Raw genomic sequence first — 18,615 nt, forward strand, 5'->3', positions numbered from 1 at the left:
ACACCTGAATTATATTGTTACAGGGCTTGCAACGTTTATCCACAGCGCTTATGAATGAAAGCGGATGGTGAATGCTGTGAGCCCTTCGCGTATATTCTTCAGTGAAAATTCAAAGCCGTGGTTGTGCAGTATTTCTTTGATAAGGGTAAGCCCTATTCCCTGCCCATCGGGCTTAGTGCTGAAAAAAGGACTGAACAGCTGTGCTGAAGCGGCTTCGCTGATGCCCTTGCCGGTATCGGTGATTTGCAATACGCGGCTGGTTCTGTTGAGCAAAAAACCAATTTCCCCGTTTGTTTCAATGGCATCAATCGCATTCTGGATGATATTGATCAATACCTGCTCCATCTGCTGTGCATCGCACACAATAAAGAACGGTTCTTCATCCATGCGGTAAGTAAACCGGATGGCTTTTTCTCCTGCCTTTTTCTCCATTAAGCGGGTGATGGATTGCAGCAATGCATGAAAGTCTGTTGACTTCGCTGCAGGTGCCGGCAGTCGCACCAGGTCGGCGAAATTGCGCATGAATGCATTCAGGTTGTGGTTACGGTCTATCGCAACCTGCAGGGCATGTTGCAACGGCTGGTGCCGGCTGTTTTGCCAGATGGTTTGTACGCTGAGTGCAGATTGTAAAATGGAGTTAACCGGGCCAATACTGTTGTTTACTTCATGCGCCATCATGCGGATGACTTTGCCGTAAGCTTTTTTCTCTGCTGCCAGTATCTCTGCTGTCAGCTCTTCAATCATTACGAAGTGGCGCGGGAAACCACGGTCTATAAAATGCGATTTCTGCAGCTTGTAAGTGGCGGTGCCGTTGATGGTAAATGTTGCAGACTGACCTGAGGCCAGCTGCTGCATTTGTTTGAATACAGGATGTGTTAATGTGTGAATGGATTGCGCGCGCAGGTCTTCTGCTTTTACGTCGAGTAATTGTAATGCCTTCGGGTTTACCTGTTGTATGTTGTTGTCAAAGTCGAGTATGATAATGCCGGTGGGAGAGGTGTAGATCAGCTTTTCGAGAAACAGGTGCTGTTGTTCCTGCCGGGTGCGCTCGGTACGCAGTGCATCCATCATCTGGTTATATACCAGTATCAGCCGGTCCATTTCATAACTGCCTACAGGTAAAAACTTCACGGTGAAATCCTTGTCCTTCATGGCTTCTGCGCCATCGGTGAGCAGTTTCAGCGGCTGCAGTAACTGCCTGAACAATTGCCAGGATAATATCACAGACAAAATGATAACTGCTTCGGCAGCGATAAACAGCAGCTTGTTTTCGCGGAATACATAATACGACAATACGAGCGCCGTAAGATGCAGCAGGGCTATGAAAAGAATGTATTTAGTCCGCAGTTTCATCGTAAGGGATATTGTATTTTTCCAGGCGCCTGTACAGTGAACTGCGGGTAATGCCCAGTGCTGCTGCTGCTTTGGCTATTTTGTTTTTGTGAAAAGCCATTGCTTTCTGAATCATCTGCATCTCCAGCTCATCCAGTGTAATGCTGCCTACTTCGGGCAGTTGCAGGTTGCCTTTTTTTACGGTAGACATGGCCAGTTGCGAGCGAAAATTTTCCGTGTCGAGCTCATCTTTACGGCTAACGAGTACCGATCTTTCTATCAGGTTTTTCAGCTGGCGGATATTGCCGGGTAAGGGTAATTGCTGCAGCCATTTCAAAGCGGCAGGGGTAACCGTAAGTGCAGGGCGGTTATACATTTCTTTCAGGTTGCGGATAAAGAAGTTTACCAGCAGGGGAATATCGCCGGGGCGCTCGCGCAATGCAGGCAGGTGCAGCGTAATAAGGTTGATGCGGTAAAACAGGTCTTCCCTGAACGTGCCCTTGCTCACCATTTCTTCCAATGGTTTGTTGGTGGCGCATACCACGCGGATATCAACCGTTTTGGTACGGCTGCTGCCGAGTACTTCATAGGTTCTGTCTTGCAGCACGCGCAGCAGTTTTACCTGGCTGCCTGTTTCCAGTTCGCCAATTTCATCGAGAAAGATGGTGCCCTTGCCGGCCATTTCAAAACGACCAATGCGGTCTGTTCTGGCATCGGTGAAGGCGCCTCTTACATGACCGAACATTTCGCTTTCGAACAGGGAAGTGGAAATGCCGCCGAGGTTTACTTTCACAAACGGTTTTTGTTTGCGCAGGCTGTTGAGGTGGATGGCTTCTGCGATCAGCTCTTTGCCGGTGCCGCTTTCGCCGGTGATCAGTACACTGGCATCTGTAGCTGCAATGCGGCCAATGGTTTCAAGAATATCCAGCAGGCGTTCATCTTCACCAATAATGTTACCGAACTGGTACAAACTGTCGAGCTGTTTGCGGGTACGGTGCAGCGGTTTTGTTTCCTGTAAATGCAGCAGGGTTTTAACGGATTGCAGCAGGTAGGCATTGTCCCAGGGTTTGTTGATAAAATCATTCGCACCCAGTTTCATGCCCTGTACAGCCAGTTCAATGGTACCCCATCCGGTGATAAGCACCACCGGCACGGCCGGGTTTACCTGTTTCAGTTGCTTCAATAATTCCATGCCTTCCTTGCCTGATGTTTCGATAGAGAAATTCAGGTCGAGCATCACCAGTGAGATATTACCCTGTGCCAGCAGCTGCAAGGCTTCCTGTGGTGCGGATGCAGCAACGGCCCGCATGCCTTCATTTTGAAAAAGCAGCAGCAGCGAGGTTCTTACGGCGATATCATCGTCAATAATCAGTAGCATAGTTACAGGGCAAGTTAACGATTTTGCGGGGCAGGTGAAAAGTGTTGTTCAAAACAGGCTGCGGTTGATATAATACAGCGCAGCCTGTTTCATGTAATTGACCGCTAATCTTCGTGTAAGGCCACTGCCGGGTAAATGGCAGCCGCCTGTTTGCCGGGATACAGGCTGCAAACCAATACCAACGCATAAATAAACACAATGGCAAACAGCAATGCCCAGAGATATACGCCAGTGGGTAGATCCAATACATTCAATAAAGGGAATTGTATGGCGAAGAAAATGCCGACAAGCAGGGCCAGGGTGGCAAGCAGCAGTGATTCGGCTACCAGCTGGCCTGAAATACCATTGCCTGTGGCGCCAACTGCCCTGCGCAAACCAATTTCGCCCCTGCGTTTGTTGATGTTGTACCAGAGTACGCCAAACAAGCCAAGTGCAACGTTAATAATCAGAAATCCGCTTACCGTGCCAAGTATAATCACGGGTACCAGGGTTGTGTTATTGGCGCTTTTCCGTTTGTCTTCCAGGTGGGTAATTTCGATGTTGGCGTTTTTCATGGTATTGGCCATGAGTTTATACAAGCGGCCTTCAAAGGCAGCGTCTGAACCGGGCGCCACTCTTATCATTGCTGTACCCATCCAGTGGTATTCACTGGTGTCGGGACGTACGTACATGGCTTTGCCGGCGGGCATATATTCGTTGGTGTATTTGCCATCTTCCACAACGCCGATCACCTGCATTTGGTTTTTATCGTCACCTACCAGTTGGCCCAATGCTTTACCGGTGCCAAACAGTTCTGTTTTTAGTTTATTGTTGATAACAATAGGTTTGTTTTTGGCAGCACCCTCGTTCTTTGCAAACCAGCGGCCTTCCAGCAAATGCAGTTGCAGCGCATCTTTATAACTATCTTCTGCCAGGTAGTAGTTGATGCTGCGCACGTCTTTCCCTTTGTACGGGAAGCCGGTTTGCGAAGTGTTGCCCGAAAACGGCGTGTTGGCGTTGGTAAAACAAACCGCTTTTACCTGTGGCAGTGACAGCATGTTGCGGCGCAGGTTATCGTAAAACATGGCGGCAGAATCGCCATTGGTGGTACCAAGGTCGTTGTTGAAATTGGCTACCCATACATTACTGTATTCAAAGCCGCGTGGTTTGCTGTAGTTGCGGTAATTAAACACGAGCAGGGTGAACACCGCGAACAGTACCAGGAAGGATACCAGTACCTCGGTGAGCAGCAGGGAATTCTGCTTTTTCTTATTCCAGATAAGGATAAATAGATGTTTGAGCATAACAGCCGTTTAAACGATGAATGATTTTATTGTGCCTTTAATGCGTTCACCACATTGAGCCGCGACATGCGCCAGGCCGGGTATACACCCGATACGAGGCCAAATACAAGGCATATTACCAGTCCGATGATCAATACCATATAGTTGATGCTTAACTCGAGATTGGGAATAAATTCCATGTGATTGATGACCGCAAGAATGATGGCTGAAAACACGATACCGATTAAACCGCCCAGCAGGGTAAGTATCAGGTTCTCTACCAGGAATTGCTGTACCAGCGCACCCGAAGATGCACCGAATGCTTTGCGTACGCCTATTTCAGAAGAGCGCTCCATAATGCGCGTTATGTTAATGTTTACCAGGTTAAGGGTGGGCAATAACATGACAAACAACGTGAAAACGGCGAGCGCGGTAATTGCAACAGACAAACCTGAGTGCTTTTCGTTACCGGTATTTACAATGGCGTTGATAAAGGTGCCGGCAGTGCAGTTAATGTGATCGTACTGTTTGTCTGGCAAAGGCAGGCGTGCCACCATCTGTGAAAACTCTTTCTGTATTTTGGGCAGATCGCTTTTGGATTCGGCCAGCAGTATGCCCATGTATCCGCCCTGATAACCTTTATCGTTGTAATCCCTTTTAGACACGGTATAAGGCAGGTAGATGTCGGAATACAACATATACAGGGTAGAAGGGATGTTCTTTACCACACCTGTTACGCGGTACTGCACATTGTCTGCTTCAATATACTTGCCGGTAACGGATGTTGCATTACCAAAATAGGCTTTGCGCATGTCTTCCGATATCACCGTTACGTGCTCGCCGTTGGCAATCTGTTGCGCGGTGAAAGGCTTGCCTTCCAGGAATTCATGGTCCAGTACATCCCAGAAATCGGCATTGGTGTATTTGTAGTTGACCGCTATTTTCTTGTTATTGACATAGGTGTTGGTACCCGCTGAGCTGGAAGAGATGGCTATTTTAACGGGTGTTGCAATACTGCGGGCATAATGGTCAAGAAAATAAAAAGAGAGCCCGCTGCCGTTCATGGAATTGGGGCCACACAGTTCAATATGGTTGATGTAGAGGCAGCGGTCGCGTTTTTTATCGGGGTAATTATCGCCCACTACTTTGGTAATGAAGGCTGCCAGTACCAGCATAATGGTTAGTGTAAAGCTGATGCCAAAGAGGCTGATGAACGTAAAGAATTTCCTTCTTTTTAAAACGGCGATGGCTATTTTGAAATAGTTGATAAGCATGCTGTTCAGGTTGATGCGTTGTTGAATTATTGTACCTGTGTTCCGTCGAACAGGCGAACGAGGCGATGGGTTTTGCGTGCCATGTTTTCATCGTGTGTAACCATTACGATGGTGGTGCCGTCTGTTTTATTCAGCTCCAGCAATATGTCCATTATCTCGTTGCCCATGGCGCTGTCGAGGTTGCCTGTTGGTTCATCAGCCAATATAATTTCCGGTTTGCCAACAATGGCGCGTGCAATGGCAACACGTTGCTTTTGTCCGCCGGAGAGCTGTTTGGGAAAATGTTTGATGCGGTTGCTCAATCCCACTTTTTCCAGTGCCTCGGTTGCCAGCTGTTTTCTTTCGCCTGCACTGCTGTTGCGGTACAGCATGGGCAGCTCTACATTGTCCAGCACTTTTAAATCGTTGATAAGGTGGTAGCTCTGGAAAATGAAACCGATTTTCCTGTTGCGGAAATGCGCCAGCTGTTTGTCTGACAAGGCGGTGGTTGCCTGGTCATCAATCTGCACCTGGCCATTGCTGGGCGTATCGAGCAGGCCCATAATGTTAAGCAGCGTGCTTTTGCCGCAACCGGAAGGGCCCATGATGGAGAGGAATTCGCCTTTGGCAATGTCGAGGCTGATGCTGTTGAGTGCAAGGGTTTCTACCGTATCGGTGCGGTAGATTTTTTCAATGTTTCTTAAGCGTATCATAAATGTTATTGGTATTAGATGACAGAATATATGTTGTTACCGGTAAGTGATTTTTTCGTTCTTTTCAAAGTCGTACAGCGATAAATACCGCAGCTGGTAATAAGCTCCCCAGAAGTCGCGTAGTGCCATAATATAGTCCCGTTTGGCCTGGTCTTTCTCCTGGAAGGCGATGCTAAGATCGGTGATGCTCAGTTTGCCCAGTGTATAGCTTTCTTTGGCAATCTGGTATTTCTCCGCAGCGATGCTGTCTGCTGCTGCGGTAAGTACCAGCTGGTCTTTCATCATATCGAACAAGGTTACCTGCGTTACAATTTCCTGTGTAAATATCTGCTTATCCTGTTCTACCGCATATGCAGTAAACTCCATATTGGCTTCCGCGGTTTTGGTTCTCGATTTGGAACGGCCCCAGTCTAAAATCGGTATGGTGAATGTAAGCTGTATTTCCTGCTGATTCTGCGGCGACTGGTACACTTTCGATATGGTCGGGGCACTTTTGCTGTAACCCAGCTGGGCAGTGAGCGCCGCATTCAAACCATTATCCCCCCTGGCTTTGGCAATATCCCTCCTGGCTTCGGCCATACGGCGAATAAAGGCAATGGCATCGCTGCGGTTGGCATAGGCTTCTGATAAAACTTTGTCTGTAGGCGCCTGCATGCGGCTGATGCTGTCTGGCAGTAACAAGCCGATTTTTTCACTGGTTTGCAAACCCGTAAAAGCGCTGAGGTTAAGCGTGGCGATTTCCATTTCACGCCTGGCTGTACCTGCTGCTTTCTGTGATTTCAGCAGTTCAAGCTGCAGCTGCAGTATTTCGTTTTTGGATACTTTACCTAACTCCAGTTTTTCTTTTGCAATGGCCAGTATTTTTTGTGTGTTCTGCAGGTTGGTTGCTGCAATCTGCCAGTTTACCTGTGCCAGCAGCAGATCGAAAAAGTAACCACTGGCGGTAATGGCCACCTGTTCCATCGATTCAATAAAGGCCTGGGTGCTTTCACGGTATTTCAACGGCTCAATTTTTCTGTCCCATTTCAGTTGGTTAAACTGCCAAAGGGGTTGACTGTATCCTATGCCAAACGGCACACCATTGTACAAAATAGTTTTTCTGTCAAAGTCGTCAAAACGCTGCATCTGCGTGGTGCCAAAGATTGTGGCGCCTGTTGCGGCGATGGTTTGACTGAATGACAGATCGAGCAGGGAGTTGTTGTTGTGTATGGATTGAAACAATATCGTTCCGTCTGGCTGTGTTACCTGTGTAAATGTTTTGTTGTAACCGGGCAAGGTGCCGTTGAGTGATAGCTGCGGCTGGTAGTTAGACTGGTAGGTACGGTATTGCCAGTACTTTGTTTTTTTGGTTGTGATGGCCTGTTTGGATGCAATGGATTTTTCTTTCGCCATTTGCACCACCTGTTGCAGGGTAAGCACAAGGGTGTCGCTGGTTTGCGCAAACAGCACACTGCCGGTAAAGAGTAAAAGAGTAGTATAACATAATTTCAGCAACATAGCAGGTGTTGAAAGGATTAGTTGTAGGTAATTAGTTTTCCAATGTAATGATGCGTGCATTTTTATAGGCACTCATGTCTGAGGTAATGATCACATCGCCGGGTTTTACCTTGTCTTTTATTTCCACGTAATCAAAATTGCTCATGCCTATGTGCACGCTTATTCTTTCTGCCTTGCCATTGCGCACCACAAAAATATCCTGGGCAGCAGCGCCCCTGAAAGCCGGTCCGTTGGCTACGCGCAGCACATTGTTTTGTGCGGCAGTGACAATGTATACTTCCACTTTCATATTGGGATGCAGCAGGGTATGGTTGCTGGTGTCGAGTTTTATGTCGAACGTGATCATATTGTTCTGCACTGCAGGCTGAATGTTGATGACCGTGCCTCTCAATTGCGTTTCATTGATGCGGATAATGGCCGGTAAACCGCGGTGCAGCTGATCGAGATAAGTATCGGCTATGCTGCCCTGTATTTTAAAACTGCTGAGGTCTGCAATGCGGGCGAGTGCATCTCCTTCATGAATGGCAGAACCGATGTTGCGGTTAATCCAGGTAACTACGCCATCGCGGGTGGCGACAATGTTAGCCTGCTGCAGTTTTCGTTCCAGCTCGCGCAGGTCGTTCTCCTGTATGGCAGCTGCTATTTCAGCTTCGCGCATTTCTACCTGCATGGTTTGCTGTTTGCTGTGTATCTCGTTTTCGAGCTGCAACTTTTCCAGCCTGGCAACTTTCAGGTTCAGTTCGGCTTTATCAATATCTTCTTTGGTACCACCGCCTGCCTTGTACAGGCGTTTGGCATTTTCCACATCCGCTTCGAGACTGCTGATGCGCAGCTGTTTTACATCGTTGTTTGATTTAATGTCGTAGAAACTTTTATCCAGTTCCAGCTTTAGCTTTTTGATGTCGTTGCGTTTGGATTCGAGCTGGAATTTCAGTTTCTCCGCAGCCATCAGGGAAGCGGCCTTATCGAGTGTAAGCACCGACTGGCCTGCTTTTACATTGCTGCCTGCGGTTAAGCCTACCTGTTGAATAGAGGCATTGATGGGACTGGTGACTACTTCTTCAAACTCGGGCAGTACCTCGCCGGATGCAGTAAGTGTATTCTCCACATCGCCGCGCTGCACTACCGCGGTTGAAATGGCAGACCGTGCAATAGATGATGCAAAAGAAGAGCGGATCAAAACAGTTGCAAGTGCAATGAGGGTAATGACCAGTATGCCGGTGAGCAGCCGTTTTTTGTTTCTGCGTTTGGTAACCGAGGCTTCGATATCCTTATCCATTACAAGAATTTATGCCTTAGGATTTTCAAGATGGGTGCCAAACGCAATTGTTTGATAATTATATTGTTGCGGGTTTTTAAACGCATGTTTTTGTCCGGTTCCGGACAAATTGTTTGATTGCGGACCAGTGCGATAGCGTGCGTTAGAGAACCATTGAGAACCGGAAGGCGACAGTCGGGATGATCATAGCAAGTCCGATGATCATAGCGAATGCACTGTTCGGAGCGGAGGTAGTTGCCGGTAGGGACACCGGCAACGACATGGCACCGCGATTGCTTATTTGTACAGGATACCGGCATTGCTGCAGCAACTGGATATACCTGACAAAAGCAACAGGCTGACCATTACCGGAAAAGTATATGAAAATAAAAAAGGCTCCGCAAAGGAGCCTCTTTTATTGCTATCTTATGAAAGTTCGTGTTGTTACACGGCCATTGCTTTTGCTACTTTTCGGTAAACAAACTCATGAAACACGTGCCTGCGGCAGAAACGGCCCGGCGTGTCGGAATTGATCAGTTTTACATACGTGGCTTTGGGTACATCAAAATATTCATAGCTGCTGCCATCTTCAAAAACCAAGGTGAGTGTTGATTTGGTGTAAGAGAAGTCAGACAGTGGTGATGCATTGATGGTTTCAGTGTACATAGGCAACGCCTGTGCAATGGTTTCCGGGGCAATGCTTACCAGGAAATTGTATGCTTCTATCAGCTCTTTGCTCTTGTGTTCTGCTTCCTGTTTGGCAGCATCTTCTGCGTTGGCAAATTTATCGGGATGCCATTCTTTCATCAGGTTGCGGTAAATGGTTTTCATTTCTTTAACCTCGGTCGTTTTAGTAACGCCCAATAATTTGCGGTATGCTGCTATATTACTCATGATTCGTTTATGCCGCGCAAAGGTAGTTCAATACAACGGGCTTGCCGCATTGTAATGTCAATTAATGGTAAAGCTTTTAATAAAGTTGGCGCGTGCAGGGCGTTTCAAAGAAGGCTTTGGTGTGTTAAATGGCTGATAATTAGCTATATACAATACCCACCCGTGCATATGCTTCACGGATGGGTATCGCTGGTGCCTTTTGTAAACGGGATGGGCGCAGTGTTACACTTGCGGGATGTTGCGGCAAAATAATTATGCCCATTTTTTTTGCAGCCAGCGACGCACCGGTTCATCATACCATTTTAAACAAGCATAGGCTACAGAAACAGACACGACAAAAGTAAGTACCGCGAAAGGCAACCCTGCATGCAAGCTTACTTTGTGCGTGGCTACCCATCCTGTATAAATGTAAACGAAGGGATAGTGGGTAATGTATATGGGGTAAGAAAGGTCACCTATGAACTTGCATATTTTATTGGCTGCTCCTGAAAGCGGCCTGCCACTTGCACCAATATAAATAACCAGCGGAAATACGAGTATAATAACTACGGCTTCGTATATGCCGTTTTGCCATAGTTGTGTGAGGCCGCCGATTCTTGGAAATGCGAGTACGAACAACAATAACAGCGAACTCCACAGGAAGGCATTTTTTATCTGCGTGAGTTTGGCAACGCGGAATAAGAGCAATCCCGCAACAAAGGGATACATTAACCGGACGAAGCCAATGTGCAGCTGTTTCGCATCGAGCGACCAGCCGCCGATTACATGGCCTTCATTGGCGAATACGGCGAGATGCACCAGGGCAATGGCTGAGAGTACTGCCAGTATGGCCAATGCTGTTTTTGAAAACCTGCGTATGATTAATGCGTACAGGATATTGCCGATGTACTCAAAAAACAATGACCAGGCCGGGCCATCCAGCGGGTGCATTTCCTGCCAGCCGCGGATATCCATAGATACGGGCAATGGCAGCAATGTAGCGCCCAGCAGCATTACGGCAATTACCTGCCACACGGGTACCTGCGAAATACCGGGCCATATAGGTGAGGCTGAATAGTAAAAACAAAGCGCACCAATTACAGAGCCCATTACCACCATAGGCTGCAGGCGTATAAGCCGGCGTTTGAAAAAACCTTTAATGGTAATGCCGGGCCAGCGGCCATCGTAGGCATAACCAATTACGAAACCGGATAACAAAAAGAAAAAGTCCACTGCCAGGTAACCATGGTTAATCAGCTGGTCAACATGGCTGGTGGCATGGGCTTCGCAAATATGAAATATCACTACAGTAAGGGCGGCTACACCACGCAGTCCGTCGAGAATCTGGAAATGCGGGCGGGAATCGGGAGAAGCAAGCGTCATTTGTGTTGGTTGGTTTAGTATGCGTCAGGAAAAATATATAGCCCTGAATATAGGAAATCTATGAAAAAAATACGCGATGTTATGCATAGAAGATACATTAGCCAATCACCAGGAGACTGAACCAGCCGTGCGACAGGACATCGATATCCTGATTAACCAGGTGTTGCTGGATTTAAAACCGATGTGGGAGCAGAGAAGTAGTGAGCTGATGGTTCAAATGTTCAATAGTTTCATTGTTCAATAAATGAAGCGAATCCTAAAAGAGTAGTGTCATTTCAGTGATACTGCTCTTTTTTGTTTTCCGGGAAAGCCGGTAACCTTTTTGGCAGAATGCTTCGGGTGCTAAAATGCCCGGTTCAATGCGCACTTTGCCTGGCTGGCTTGCCTGGGCTTGTGCAGGCTGTTACGTGGGGTAACTTTGTAAACAAACACTTGAATGATGCTGTTAGGGATAATAGTTGTTTACCTGCAACATTCATAGTGCGCATTTTTAAGCTGAACCTGTTAATAAGGTATATATGAAAACCGAATTTGCCGGCATCCGCCGTTTTTTGATTACACCGTTTATGGTGCTTGCAGCGCTTACCTGTGCCGGCCTGCTCTGTGGCAGCTGGCGTGCTGCAAAGCAGGCAACTACTACAAATGATCAACTCCCGTTTGAAGGCAAGTTGCCTTCACTTAATGGTGCTACCGGCTGGGTAAATACCGGTGCGCTTACCCGGGAATGCCTGAGAGGCAAAGTGGTATTGGTAAACTTCTGTACTTTCTCGTGCATTAACTGGCTGCGTCAACTGCCCTATGTACGGGCATGGGCACAAAAGTACAAAGACCAGGGACTTGTGGTGCTAGGAGTGCAAACACCCGAGTTTCCTTTTGAAGAAAATGCAGACAATGTGCGCCACGCCTTTGCTGAAATGAATATCCAGTACCCGGTGGCTATTGATAACAACCATGAAATATGGCGGGTGTTTAAAAACGAATACTGGCCTGCCTTGTATTTTGTTGATGCGAAAGGAAATATCCGGCATCACCATTTTGGAGAAGGTGATTATGAACAATCAGAAAAAGTGATACAGCAATTATTGGCTGAAGCAGGCAATACAGGCGTTAGCCAGGATTTGGTTGCAGAAGATGCGCAGGGGATAGAGCTGGCAGCTGATTGGAGCAACCTGCAATCGCAGGAAAATTATGTGAACGCTATCAGAACGCAAGGGTTTGCTTCACGCGGAGGGGTAAGACCGCTTCAGCCGCTTTCGTATACAGCGCCGGCGCGACTGGAATTGAACCAGTGGGCACTTGCAGGTGAATGGACAATGGGCTTGCAGTCGACTGTTTTGAATAAGGCGAATGGCCGGATGATATACCGTTTTCATGCCCGCGATCTTAACCTGGTAATGGGCGCACTAACGCCGGGTACTGCAATAAAATTTCGCGTGCGCATTGATGGTTTACCTCCAGTTGAAGCGCATGGTATTGACACCGATAGTGACGGGTTTGGTACAGTGAAAGAACAGCGGCTGTACCAGTTAATCAGACAACAGGGGCCTGTGACTGACCGGTTATTTGAGATTGAATTTTTAACTGCCGGTGTAGAGACTTTTTCTTTCACATTCGGATAAGCCCCCCTGCATGGGTGATGCTGCGGCATTGGCTGTAAATGAACTGGTAGGTTTCCAGTTTGCCCAGGCCATAAAATCCCATCCATATATTTTCAATTGTGGCAAAGTTGGTAAAGTCTGCGGCGGGCTTGCCTGCTTTTATGTTTTGATGGTGTTTGTAGAAAGTTAGTAAGAAGGGACAGTTGATCATTGGTGTTTTGGTTTGGTGGCCTGCGTGAACGAATTGATTGCAGCAGGTGATATAGGTGTTATTTAAGATTGACCTTTCTTCTTCTTGATTTGAAAATTACATAGGTTGTAAGCATATTTGAATTTTTATTAGGTAGGGGTTGCAGGCTTTCAGCAAGGATCACAGCTACAATTATATAAACGTTTGCAAACATTTGCAAGTGAGGGCAGCAGATATCTCCGTTTTTTCACCCACCCGAATGCCCGGCTCAGGGGCTAATCTGTCCGGCCCGGCATATTCAAAGGTAAGGGCAGCCTGCCTGCCGGGTATCTTTGAGCAAAATCACCTGTATGAATTCACTTACGCGAAAAAGCAAGGTAAAGAAGGTACTGCTCGGTATTATTGCATTTGTTGTACTGGCGGTAGTGGTACTGCAATTTACCACCCAACCTTTGACTAATCCTCCTGTTACCGGCACTATTGAAGCACCGAAAGAAGTAATGGCTATTCTCCAGCGTTCGTGCTTTAACTGCCATTCCAACGAAACAAAACTGGCCTGGTTCGATAAAATTGCACCGCTTTCCTGGCGCGTAAAAGCAGATGTGGAACATGCACGGCAGATAATGAATTTTTCAGAATGGGACAAACTGGGCGCCGGTGACCGTGTGGGTGCTTTCTGGGGTATTACCAATATGGTAAAGTTTGACAGAATGCCACTGAAGGGATACAGGCTGCTGCACCCGGATGCAAAACTTTCTCCTGCAGAAGTAGAGATCATCCGCAAATACACTGAATCAATCACACATAATGACCGGTCTGATTCTACCATTGTGCACGATGCCCAGGAGGCTTTTGCTGCATGGCGGAAGCAGACGGATACATTGAAAGTCTTCCCTAAATCGCCCAACGGAGTTGTTTATACAGATGAATTTAAAAAATGGAAAGTGATCAGCATGAGCACGCTGTTTGAAAATTCCATGCGTGTGATTTATGGTAATGATATTGCGGTGAAGGCTGTTGAAAACGAACAGTTTCATCCCTGGCCAGATGGTGCTGTAGTGGTAAAAGCTGTATGGGAGCAAGCACCTAACGAATATGGTGAAGTGCGCCCCGGTAAGTTCATTAATGCGCAGTTTTTGGTAAAAGATGGTAAGCAATATACCGAAACAGAAGGCTGGGGTTTTGCCAAGTTCTCGGGCAATAACCTTACTCCATATGGCCATACTGCCAATTTTGCCACAACCCAATGTATCAGCTGCCACCGTCAGCTGGCTGAAGAAACCGGTTATTTATTCAGTGTTCCTTTGAAAGTTAATCCCAAACAATAACAATGATGAAACACATTATACCTGCATTTGCAGCAATCATTATCCTGGCTTCATGCGGTAAACCGGCCGGTAACCAGCTTACACGTATTGTGTATGATCCGCATGGCCTAACTCTGATCACTTCTTCTGTAAACAAACACCTGCAAACCATGAGTGCGCTGTATGGCAACAAGGAAGCTTATGCAGCGGCACTGGCAGGCGATGGGCACCATGTTGCAGGCGAAAGTTTCGCCTTTGTTACCTGGCAATACCATGATGATCCCGTTTATTATGGCAGCAGCATTAACGGCGAGCTGTTAAGCGTGGAAACCATTCATGTTGAAAGCGATACTACGTATAATTACCAGCTGGAAAAAGGCAACGCACAACCGGTTAACGGTACAGTATTAAACACCGCGCAGCGTATTAACTATATATTTGGCTACAAGCCTTCTGTTATGCCTTAAGCGAACATGCAAAACGATATAAAACAGCCTGGGCACTGCAGTGCCCAGGCTGTTTTATTGTTGATACCTGCTTACGTACATCTCCAGTTTTCGTTGAAAAGCTGCTTCTTTGGGCCGGTCGAAATCTTCTTCCAGTATGTTGCCCGTTTTGTCGAGCACGATATAACGGGGAATACTTTGTAATTTAAAGAACCCATTAACCGGCGATTGTTTGGGATTCTCCAGGCGATATTGGCCAGGTTTACCAAATGTGTTTTGCTGCCTGGTGCGGTTTACCCATTTGCCTGTATCTTCTTCAACATCTATACTGATGCTGATAAACCTGATGGACTTGTTTTTCAAAGCATCTTCCGCTTTTTTTAGAAACGGGTAATCGGCAGCACAGGGAACACACCAGCTGGCCCAAAAATCAAGCACAATAATGTTGGCATCAGCACTGGCCAATACTTTTTGCAAGGGTATTGTATGCCTGCTGAAATCAAGCAGGTTAACCGCAGCTAAAGGTTGAATGTTTCGCTGTTGCCGGTGCAGCACGTCTTCTTCGCTTAACATATAGGTATACCTGCCATCCGCATATTGATTCAATGCTTCTTTAGCAGCCTTGTAGTTTGTCCTGGTTTGTAAAAGGATATCGGTTATGCGGGCAAGTGTGTCAAAAAAAGGTAGCGGATAGGTATTCCGTTTAAGCGACTGGGCTATTACGGGAATTTTATCGGGTAAATTCCTGTAGGTTCTTTGTATGCTGTTAAGAATATAGGGCTGATAAAAAGTGCTTCTTAAAATATTGCTGTCTGCCTTATTAAATAGGTCCAGAAATCATCGGGGCCACTTGTATTGCTTAATGCATTGTACGCAATAAGCTGGTAATAAACGCTGCCTGCAAACAGCGATTTAATCAACATAAAGCTGTCTGCATGTGCCAGCAGCTGCCGGTATGCGTTATCCAGCACCGGTTTTTCTGCGGGCTTTATATGGGCAAAGGGAATTGCACATATTTGACTTGCCTGCGTAATATAGTTGAGTTGTTTGAGCGCCGCTACCTGTGCAAACGGGAGAGCTGATGCGGTTATTTTCCTGTCGTTGACAAGGTAATCGCGTTTTATTTTTTCCAACATGCCCATCAGCCCGATGCTGTCGAACAGTTGATACTGAACTGGCTCACCCGGGGAACCCAGGATGGTGAAATTGATAAAGCTGTCAATGAAAGTCTGAAATCCTGTTGAGTACCGGATAGTGCTGCCATTGTTCTGTAAAACCACACTGTCGCCGGGAAACAGCAAGAGGTTGCCTGCTTCCTGCCGTGTACCTGTTGCTGTGATGAACATGCGTTTATAAAACAGGTGCGTAGGCTTATCCGTATAAATCGCTTTTGTAATGAGGCTATCACCGGCTGAAGGGTTTTTGAAGGTGATAGGAGCATCTTCGCTATTGAAAACGATGTTGTTTTTGCTGTGCAGGTAAATGGATAAGATAACTGGCTTACAGTTGTTTGCGGCATATGAATCATTGCCTGTTTGCGCTTTGGCCAGGCGGCACAAACAAATGCCCATCATAAAAAATAATGTTCTTTTACTTGTCATATGGCTGATGCCCGCCAGGATTTAGTGCAGTTAGCAGAGCGGGGTTGGCGTTGAGATGCGGGAAAGATGAAATTCCATAAATTATTTATGGTAAATAATGCGGTGCTATTTTTTATCTGGTACCGGAGTTCTACGAGCCCGTTTTTGCCGGTGTATTAAAAAAGCTGATTACCTCATTCCGTGTTAATGAAAATGACGTAATCAGCCGGTACAAAAATCGGGCAGGGCCCTGTCTTTTAAAGTCCGTAAATGCCGCCGGAAACAGTGATTTTTTCTCCTGTAATCCATGCCGCATCAGCAGAAGCAAGGAATACAGCCACCTTTGCAATATCCTCCGGCTGTCCCAAACGGCCAAGCGGTGTATTGGCCACCATTGTGGTTTCAAGATCACTACCAACGATGCCTGCGCTGTGTGTGCCTTCGGTTTCTACCCCGCCGGGCAGAATAGAATTGATGCGGATATTTTTTGCACCCAGTTCTTTTGATAGGGCAATGGTCACTGCATCTAACGCAGCCTTGGTTGCAGAATATACCGAGCCTGTGGCCAAAGGCGTATTGCTTGCGCCTGAGCTGATGTTGATGATGTTGCCGCCTTTGTCGCCAAACAGTTTTACAGCTTCGCGGGTTGCCAGTATAGACCCCAATACATTGGTATTGAAATGCAGGTGAACAGATGCTGCAGACACCGATTCAATGGGTGCGAACTGGTAAATGCCGGCATTGTTTACCAGGATGTCCAGTGTGCCGAAGGCATTTTTTGTTTCTTCAAAAAGCCTGATGATACCGGCTTCATCGGACACATCGCCCTGTACTGCAATGGCTACACCGCCATTGCCGGTGATTGATTTAACAACATTATCCGCATCCTCTTTGCCCGACCTGTAATTCACCACAACCTTTGCACCTGCTGCTGCAAAATGTTTAGCGATGGATGCTCCTATGCCTTTCGACGCGCCTGTAACTATGGCTACTTTGTTTTCCAGTTTTTTCATTTTTCTACGCATTTAATGTTTGCAGCGTAAAATTATGGCGCTAATGTTTACTTTAGTAACTTTGTATCTAAAAGTAACAGTAACCTGGAGGTAACAAAGTAACATATGGAGTGCAAAAAAGATTTTCAGACAGATCGCAAAAAGGAAATGCTGGCAGTGCATGACGCGATGGATGTGCTGAGCGGGAAATGGAAAATCTACATTATCTCGTCTATCTGCCATTACAACAAAAGAAGATTCTCTGATATACTGGAGGATGTAAGTGGCATATCTAACAAGATGCTGAGCAAAGAATTAAAGGAGCTGGAAGTGAACAAACTGATTAAACGGACAGTGTTAGACACACAACCGGTGACCGTGCAGTATGAACTTACAGCACATGGTCAAACCTTAAAGACCATCGTTACCAATTTAACGGAGTGGGGAATCGCGCACCGGAAAAAAATTATCGGGAAGAAGTAGCATTCAGCCAGGTTTTGTAATCAGCAACAAGCGCATCAAAGTCTGTGTTGAAAACAGTTTTTGTCATTGTTTTTTTATCTGCGGCCACGCAGTAATTTTTGAATGCCGCCACACCGAAATGGTCAACGATGTATTGAACGAATATGCCGCAAACCGCGTAATGGGCAGCAGCATACTGCCCATAAAAATCTTTATTGTGGATGATGAGATCCGCATAGTTCAGACTATCCCTGAATTTTTTTGCAATGGCAATTCTTTGCCTGTAGTGGCATTTCAGCGTAGTTATTTCGTCAATTTAAAGATTGATGCGTTCGCTGTTTGACTTGGCTTTCCAGTCATCAAATTTTTGGCGCAAAGCCTCCACAGCATTTATTTTATCATCAGTGCCATAAATAACCAGATTAAGCCAGTGTTTTTCAACATCGGTAGGTTTCGAAACGGTTAGAAAAGCACTCGCGGCTTTTCGTTCCCCGCATCTTTTATCGCCGCCGGATTTTGCGCCTGCTTCTAATGCAAGCATTAAGATGTCTTGTATGGGCAGAGAATCTTTTTGTGCTTTTTGGGCAGCATCAAAAATCGCCTGCAGTTCGTCCGGATTGGTGAGCATATTGCCCTGTACTGAAATACCATTCCCTGACAAGGAGCCTGCGTATGATGTTGTTTCTGTTCCGGTATAGGTTAGCGGATGCAACACATCACTCATGCAAATAATGGCATATTGTTGATGCTCGGGGTCAAAGTCTGGATGCCTGATTTTTTTAAGTATGTCAGCAGGTGGTACGTCTTTCATGATCATTTCAAAGCCCTGCAATTTTGCCAAAGGATTGGCATTTGCCTGCACCACGATTGCGCCTTTCCCCGGTACAATAGCGCCAATGCCGTATACACTTATTGTACAAGAGGCCCCGGCTATCCCTATCTCTTTTGTTTTGGGATCAACTACAATAATTGACCATGTTGCGAATGAGTGAAAACACAAGGTGAAAAATAAAAAAGATAGGTAAAGGCGCTTTGTTTTTTTCATGAGGCGTGTTTATAGGTGCTTAAAATGGCCGGATCAAGAAGTAAGG

General features: G+C 46.5%; 19 protein-coding genes. 5 read left to right on the plus strand and 14 right to left on the minus strand.

The features are described from left to right. Window positions 1-48: 48 nt before the first annotated feature. From DXN05_RS06835 to DXN05_RS06880, 9 genes are all read right to left on the minus strand, one after another. The gene (locus tag DXN05_RS06835) at window positions 49-1,353 is read right to left on the minus strand and encodes a sensor histidine kinase (RefSeq protein ID WP_116846507.1); all 1,305 of its coding nucleotides are present in this window, start codon (window positions 1,351-1,353) and stop codon (window positions 49-51) included. Then, window positions 1,337-2,710, minus strand: coding sequence for a sigma-54-dependent transcriptional regulator (locus DXN05_RS06840; RefSeq protein WP_116846508.1), 1,374 nt, complete (start codon window positions 2,708-2,710; stop codon window positions 1,337-1,339). The genes DXN05_RS06835 and DXN05_RS06840 overlap by 17 nt, the downstream gene beginning before the upstream one ends. A gap of 104 nt (window positions 2,711-2,814) precedes the next feature. Beyond that, window positions 2,815-3,993 carry an ABC transporter permease gene (locus tag DXN05_RS06845; RefSeq protein ID WP_116846509.1) on the minus strand — a complete coding sequence of 393 codons (1,179 nt, stop codon included), beginning with the start codon at window positions 3,991-3,993 and terminating at the stop codon, window positions 2,815-2,817. Between the two features lie 26 nt (window positions 3,994-4,019). Then, the gene (locus DXN05_RS06850; protein WP_116846510.1) at window positions 4,020-5,246 is read right to left on the minus strand and encodes an ABC transporter permease; all 1,227 of its coding nucleotides are present in this window, start codon (window positions 5,244-5,246) and stop codon (window positions 4,020-4,022) included. 26 nt (window positions 5,247-5,272) lie between these two features. Further along, complete coding sequence (locus DXN05_RS06855) at window positions 5,273-5,938, minus strand: ABC transporter ATP-binding protein (protein ID WP_116846511.1); 666 nt, start codon at window positions 5,936-5,938, stop codon at window positions 5,273-5,275. 36 nt (window positions 5,939-5,974) lie between these two features. Further along, window positions 5,975-7,435, minus strand: a complete 1,461-nt coding sequence (locus tag DXN05_RS06860; protein WP_116846512.1) for a TolC family protein — start codon at window positions 7,433-7,435, stop codon at window positions 5,975-5,977. A gap of 31 nt (window positions 7,436-7,466) precedes the next feature. Then, window positions 7,467-8,714 (minus strand): efflux RND transporter periplasmic adaptor subunit, encoded by a 1,248-nt coding sequence (locus tag DXN05_RS06865; RefSeq protein ID WP_116846513.1) that lies wholly within the window; start codon window positions 8,712-8,714, stop codon window positions 7,467-7,469. A 423-nt stretch (window positions 8,715-9,137) separates the two neighbouring features. Beyond that, window positions 9,138-9,587 (minus strand): KTSC domain-containing protein, encoded by a 450-nt coding sequence (locus DXN05_RS06870; protein ID WP_116846514.1) that lies wholly within the window; start codon window positions 9,585-9,587, stop codon window positions 9,138-9,140. Window positions 9,588-9,839: 252 nt separating this feature from the next. Beyond that, window positions 9,840-10,949, minus strand: a complete 1,110-nt coding sequence (locus tag DXN05_RS06880; RefSeq protein ID WP_116846516.1) for an acyltransferase family protein — start codon at window positions 10,947-10,949, stop codon at window positions 9,840-9,842. Window positions 10,950-11,025: 76 nt separating this feature from the next. Here DXN05_RS06880 and DXN05_RS24595 point away from each other — a divergent pair, with 76 nt between their 5' ends. Then, window positions 11,026-11,193, plus strand: coding sequence for a hypothetical protein (locus tag DXN05_RS24595; protein ID WP_158559153.1), 168 nt, complete (start codon window positions 11,026-11,028; stop codon window positions 11,191-11,193). Between the two features lie 274 nt (window positions 11,194-11,467). Next, window positions 11,468-12,568 carry a redoxin domain-containing protein gene (locus DXN05_RS06885; protein WP_211329995.1) on the plus strand — a complete coding sequence of 367 codons (1,101 nt, stop codon included), beginning with the start codon at window positions 11,468-11,470 and terminating at the stop codon, window positions 12,566-12,568. Here DXN05_RS06885 and DXN05_RS24600 read toward each other — a convergent pair. Continuing rightward, window positions 12,555-12,758: a hypothetical protein gene (locus DXN05_RS24600; RefSeq protein ID WP_116846517.1), complete on the minus strand. Its 204-nt coding sequence runs from the start codon at window positions 12,756-12,758 to the stop codon at window positions 12,555-12,557. The genes DXN05_RS06885 and DXN05_RS24600 overlap by 14 nt on opposite strands. 329 nt (window positions 12,759-13,087) lie before the next feature. Between DXN05_RS24600 and DXN05_RS06895 the strand changes: the two genes are divergently transcribed. Together DXN05_RS06895 and DXN05_RS06900 are read left to right on the plus strand one after the other, a co-directional pair. Continuing rightward, window positions 13,088-14,065: a heme-binding domain-containing protein gene (locus tag DXN05_RS06895; protein ID WP_116846518.1), complete on the plus strand. Its 978-nt coding sequence runs from the start codon at window positions 13,088-13,090 to the stop codon at window positions 14,063-14,065. Between the two features lie 2 nt (window positions 14,066-14,067). Next, window positions 14,068-14,511, plus strand: a complete 444-nt coding sequence (locus DXN05_RS06900; RefSeq protein WP_116846519.1) for a hypothetical protein — start codon at window positions 14,068-14,070, stop codon at window positions 14,509-14,511. A 54-nt stretch (window positions 14,512-14,565) separates the two neighbouring features. Here the strand turns inward: DXN05_RS06900 and DXN05_RS06905 are convergent, their stop codons facing one another. From DXN05_RS06905 to DXN05_RS06915, 3 genes are all read right to left on the minus strand, one after another. Next, a complete protein-coding gene (locus DXN05_RS06905) occupies window positions 14,566-15,096 on the minus strand; it encodes a TlpA family protein disulfide reductase (protein ID WP_116846520.1) in 531 nt (176 codons plus the stop codon). 191 nt (window positions 15,097-15,287) lie between these two features. Next, a complete protein-coding gene (locus DXN05_RS06910; RefSeq protein WP_147313851.1) occupies window positions 15,288-16,064 on the minus strand; it encodes a hypothetical protein in 777 nt (258 codons plus the stop codon). 263 nt (window positions 16,065-16,327) lie between these two features. Beyond that, window positions 16,328-17,083 carry an SDR family NAD(P)-dependent oxidoreductase gene (locus tag DXN05_RS06915; RefSeq protein WP_116846522.1) on the minus strand — a complete coding sequence of 252 codons (756 nt, stop codon included), beginning with the start codon at window positions 17,081-17,083 and terminating at the stop codon, window positions 16,328-16,330. Window positions 17,084-17,188: 105 nt separating this feature from the next. Here DXN05_RS06915 and DXN05_RS06920 point away from each other — a divergent pair, with 105 nt between their 5' ends. Then, a complete protein-coding gene (locus DXN05_RS06920; RefSeq protein WP_116846523.1) occupies window positions 17,189-17,545 on the plus strand; it encodes a winged helix-turn-helix transcriptional regulator in 357 nt (118 codons plus the stop codon). Window positions 17,546-17,840: 295 nt separating this feature from the next. On the opposite strand, the gene DXN05_RS06925 is transcribed toward DXN05_RS06920, so the two are convergent. Then, window positions 17,841-18,569: a DUF1028 domain-containing protein gene (locus DXN05_RS06925; RefSeq protein WP_116846524.1), complete on the minus strand. Its 729-nt coding sequence runs from the start codon at window positions 18,567-18,569 to the stop codon at window positions 17,841-17,843. Between the last annotated feature and the right edge of the window lie 46 nt (window positions 18,570-18,615).

Origin of the sequence: Deminuibacter soli (genome assembly GCF_003412455.1) — a bacterium.
Classification (GTDB): Bacteria; Bacteroidota; Bacteroidia; order Chitinophagales; family Chitinophagaceae; genus Deminuibacter; species Deminuibacter soli.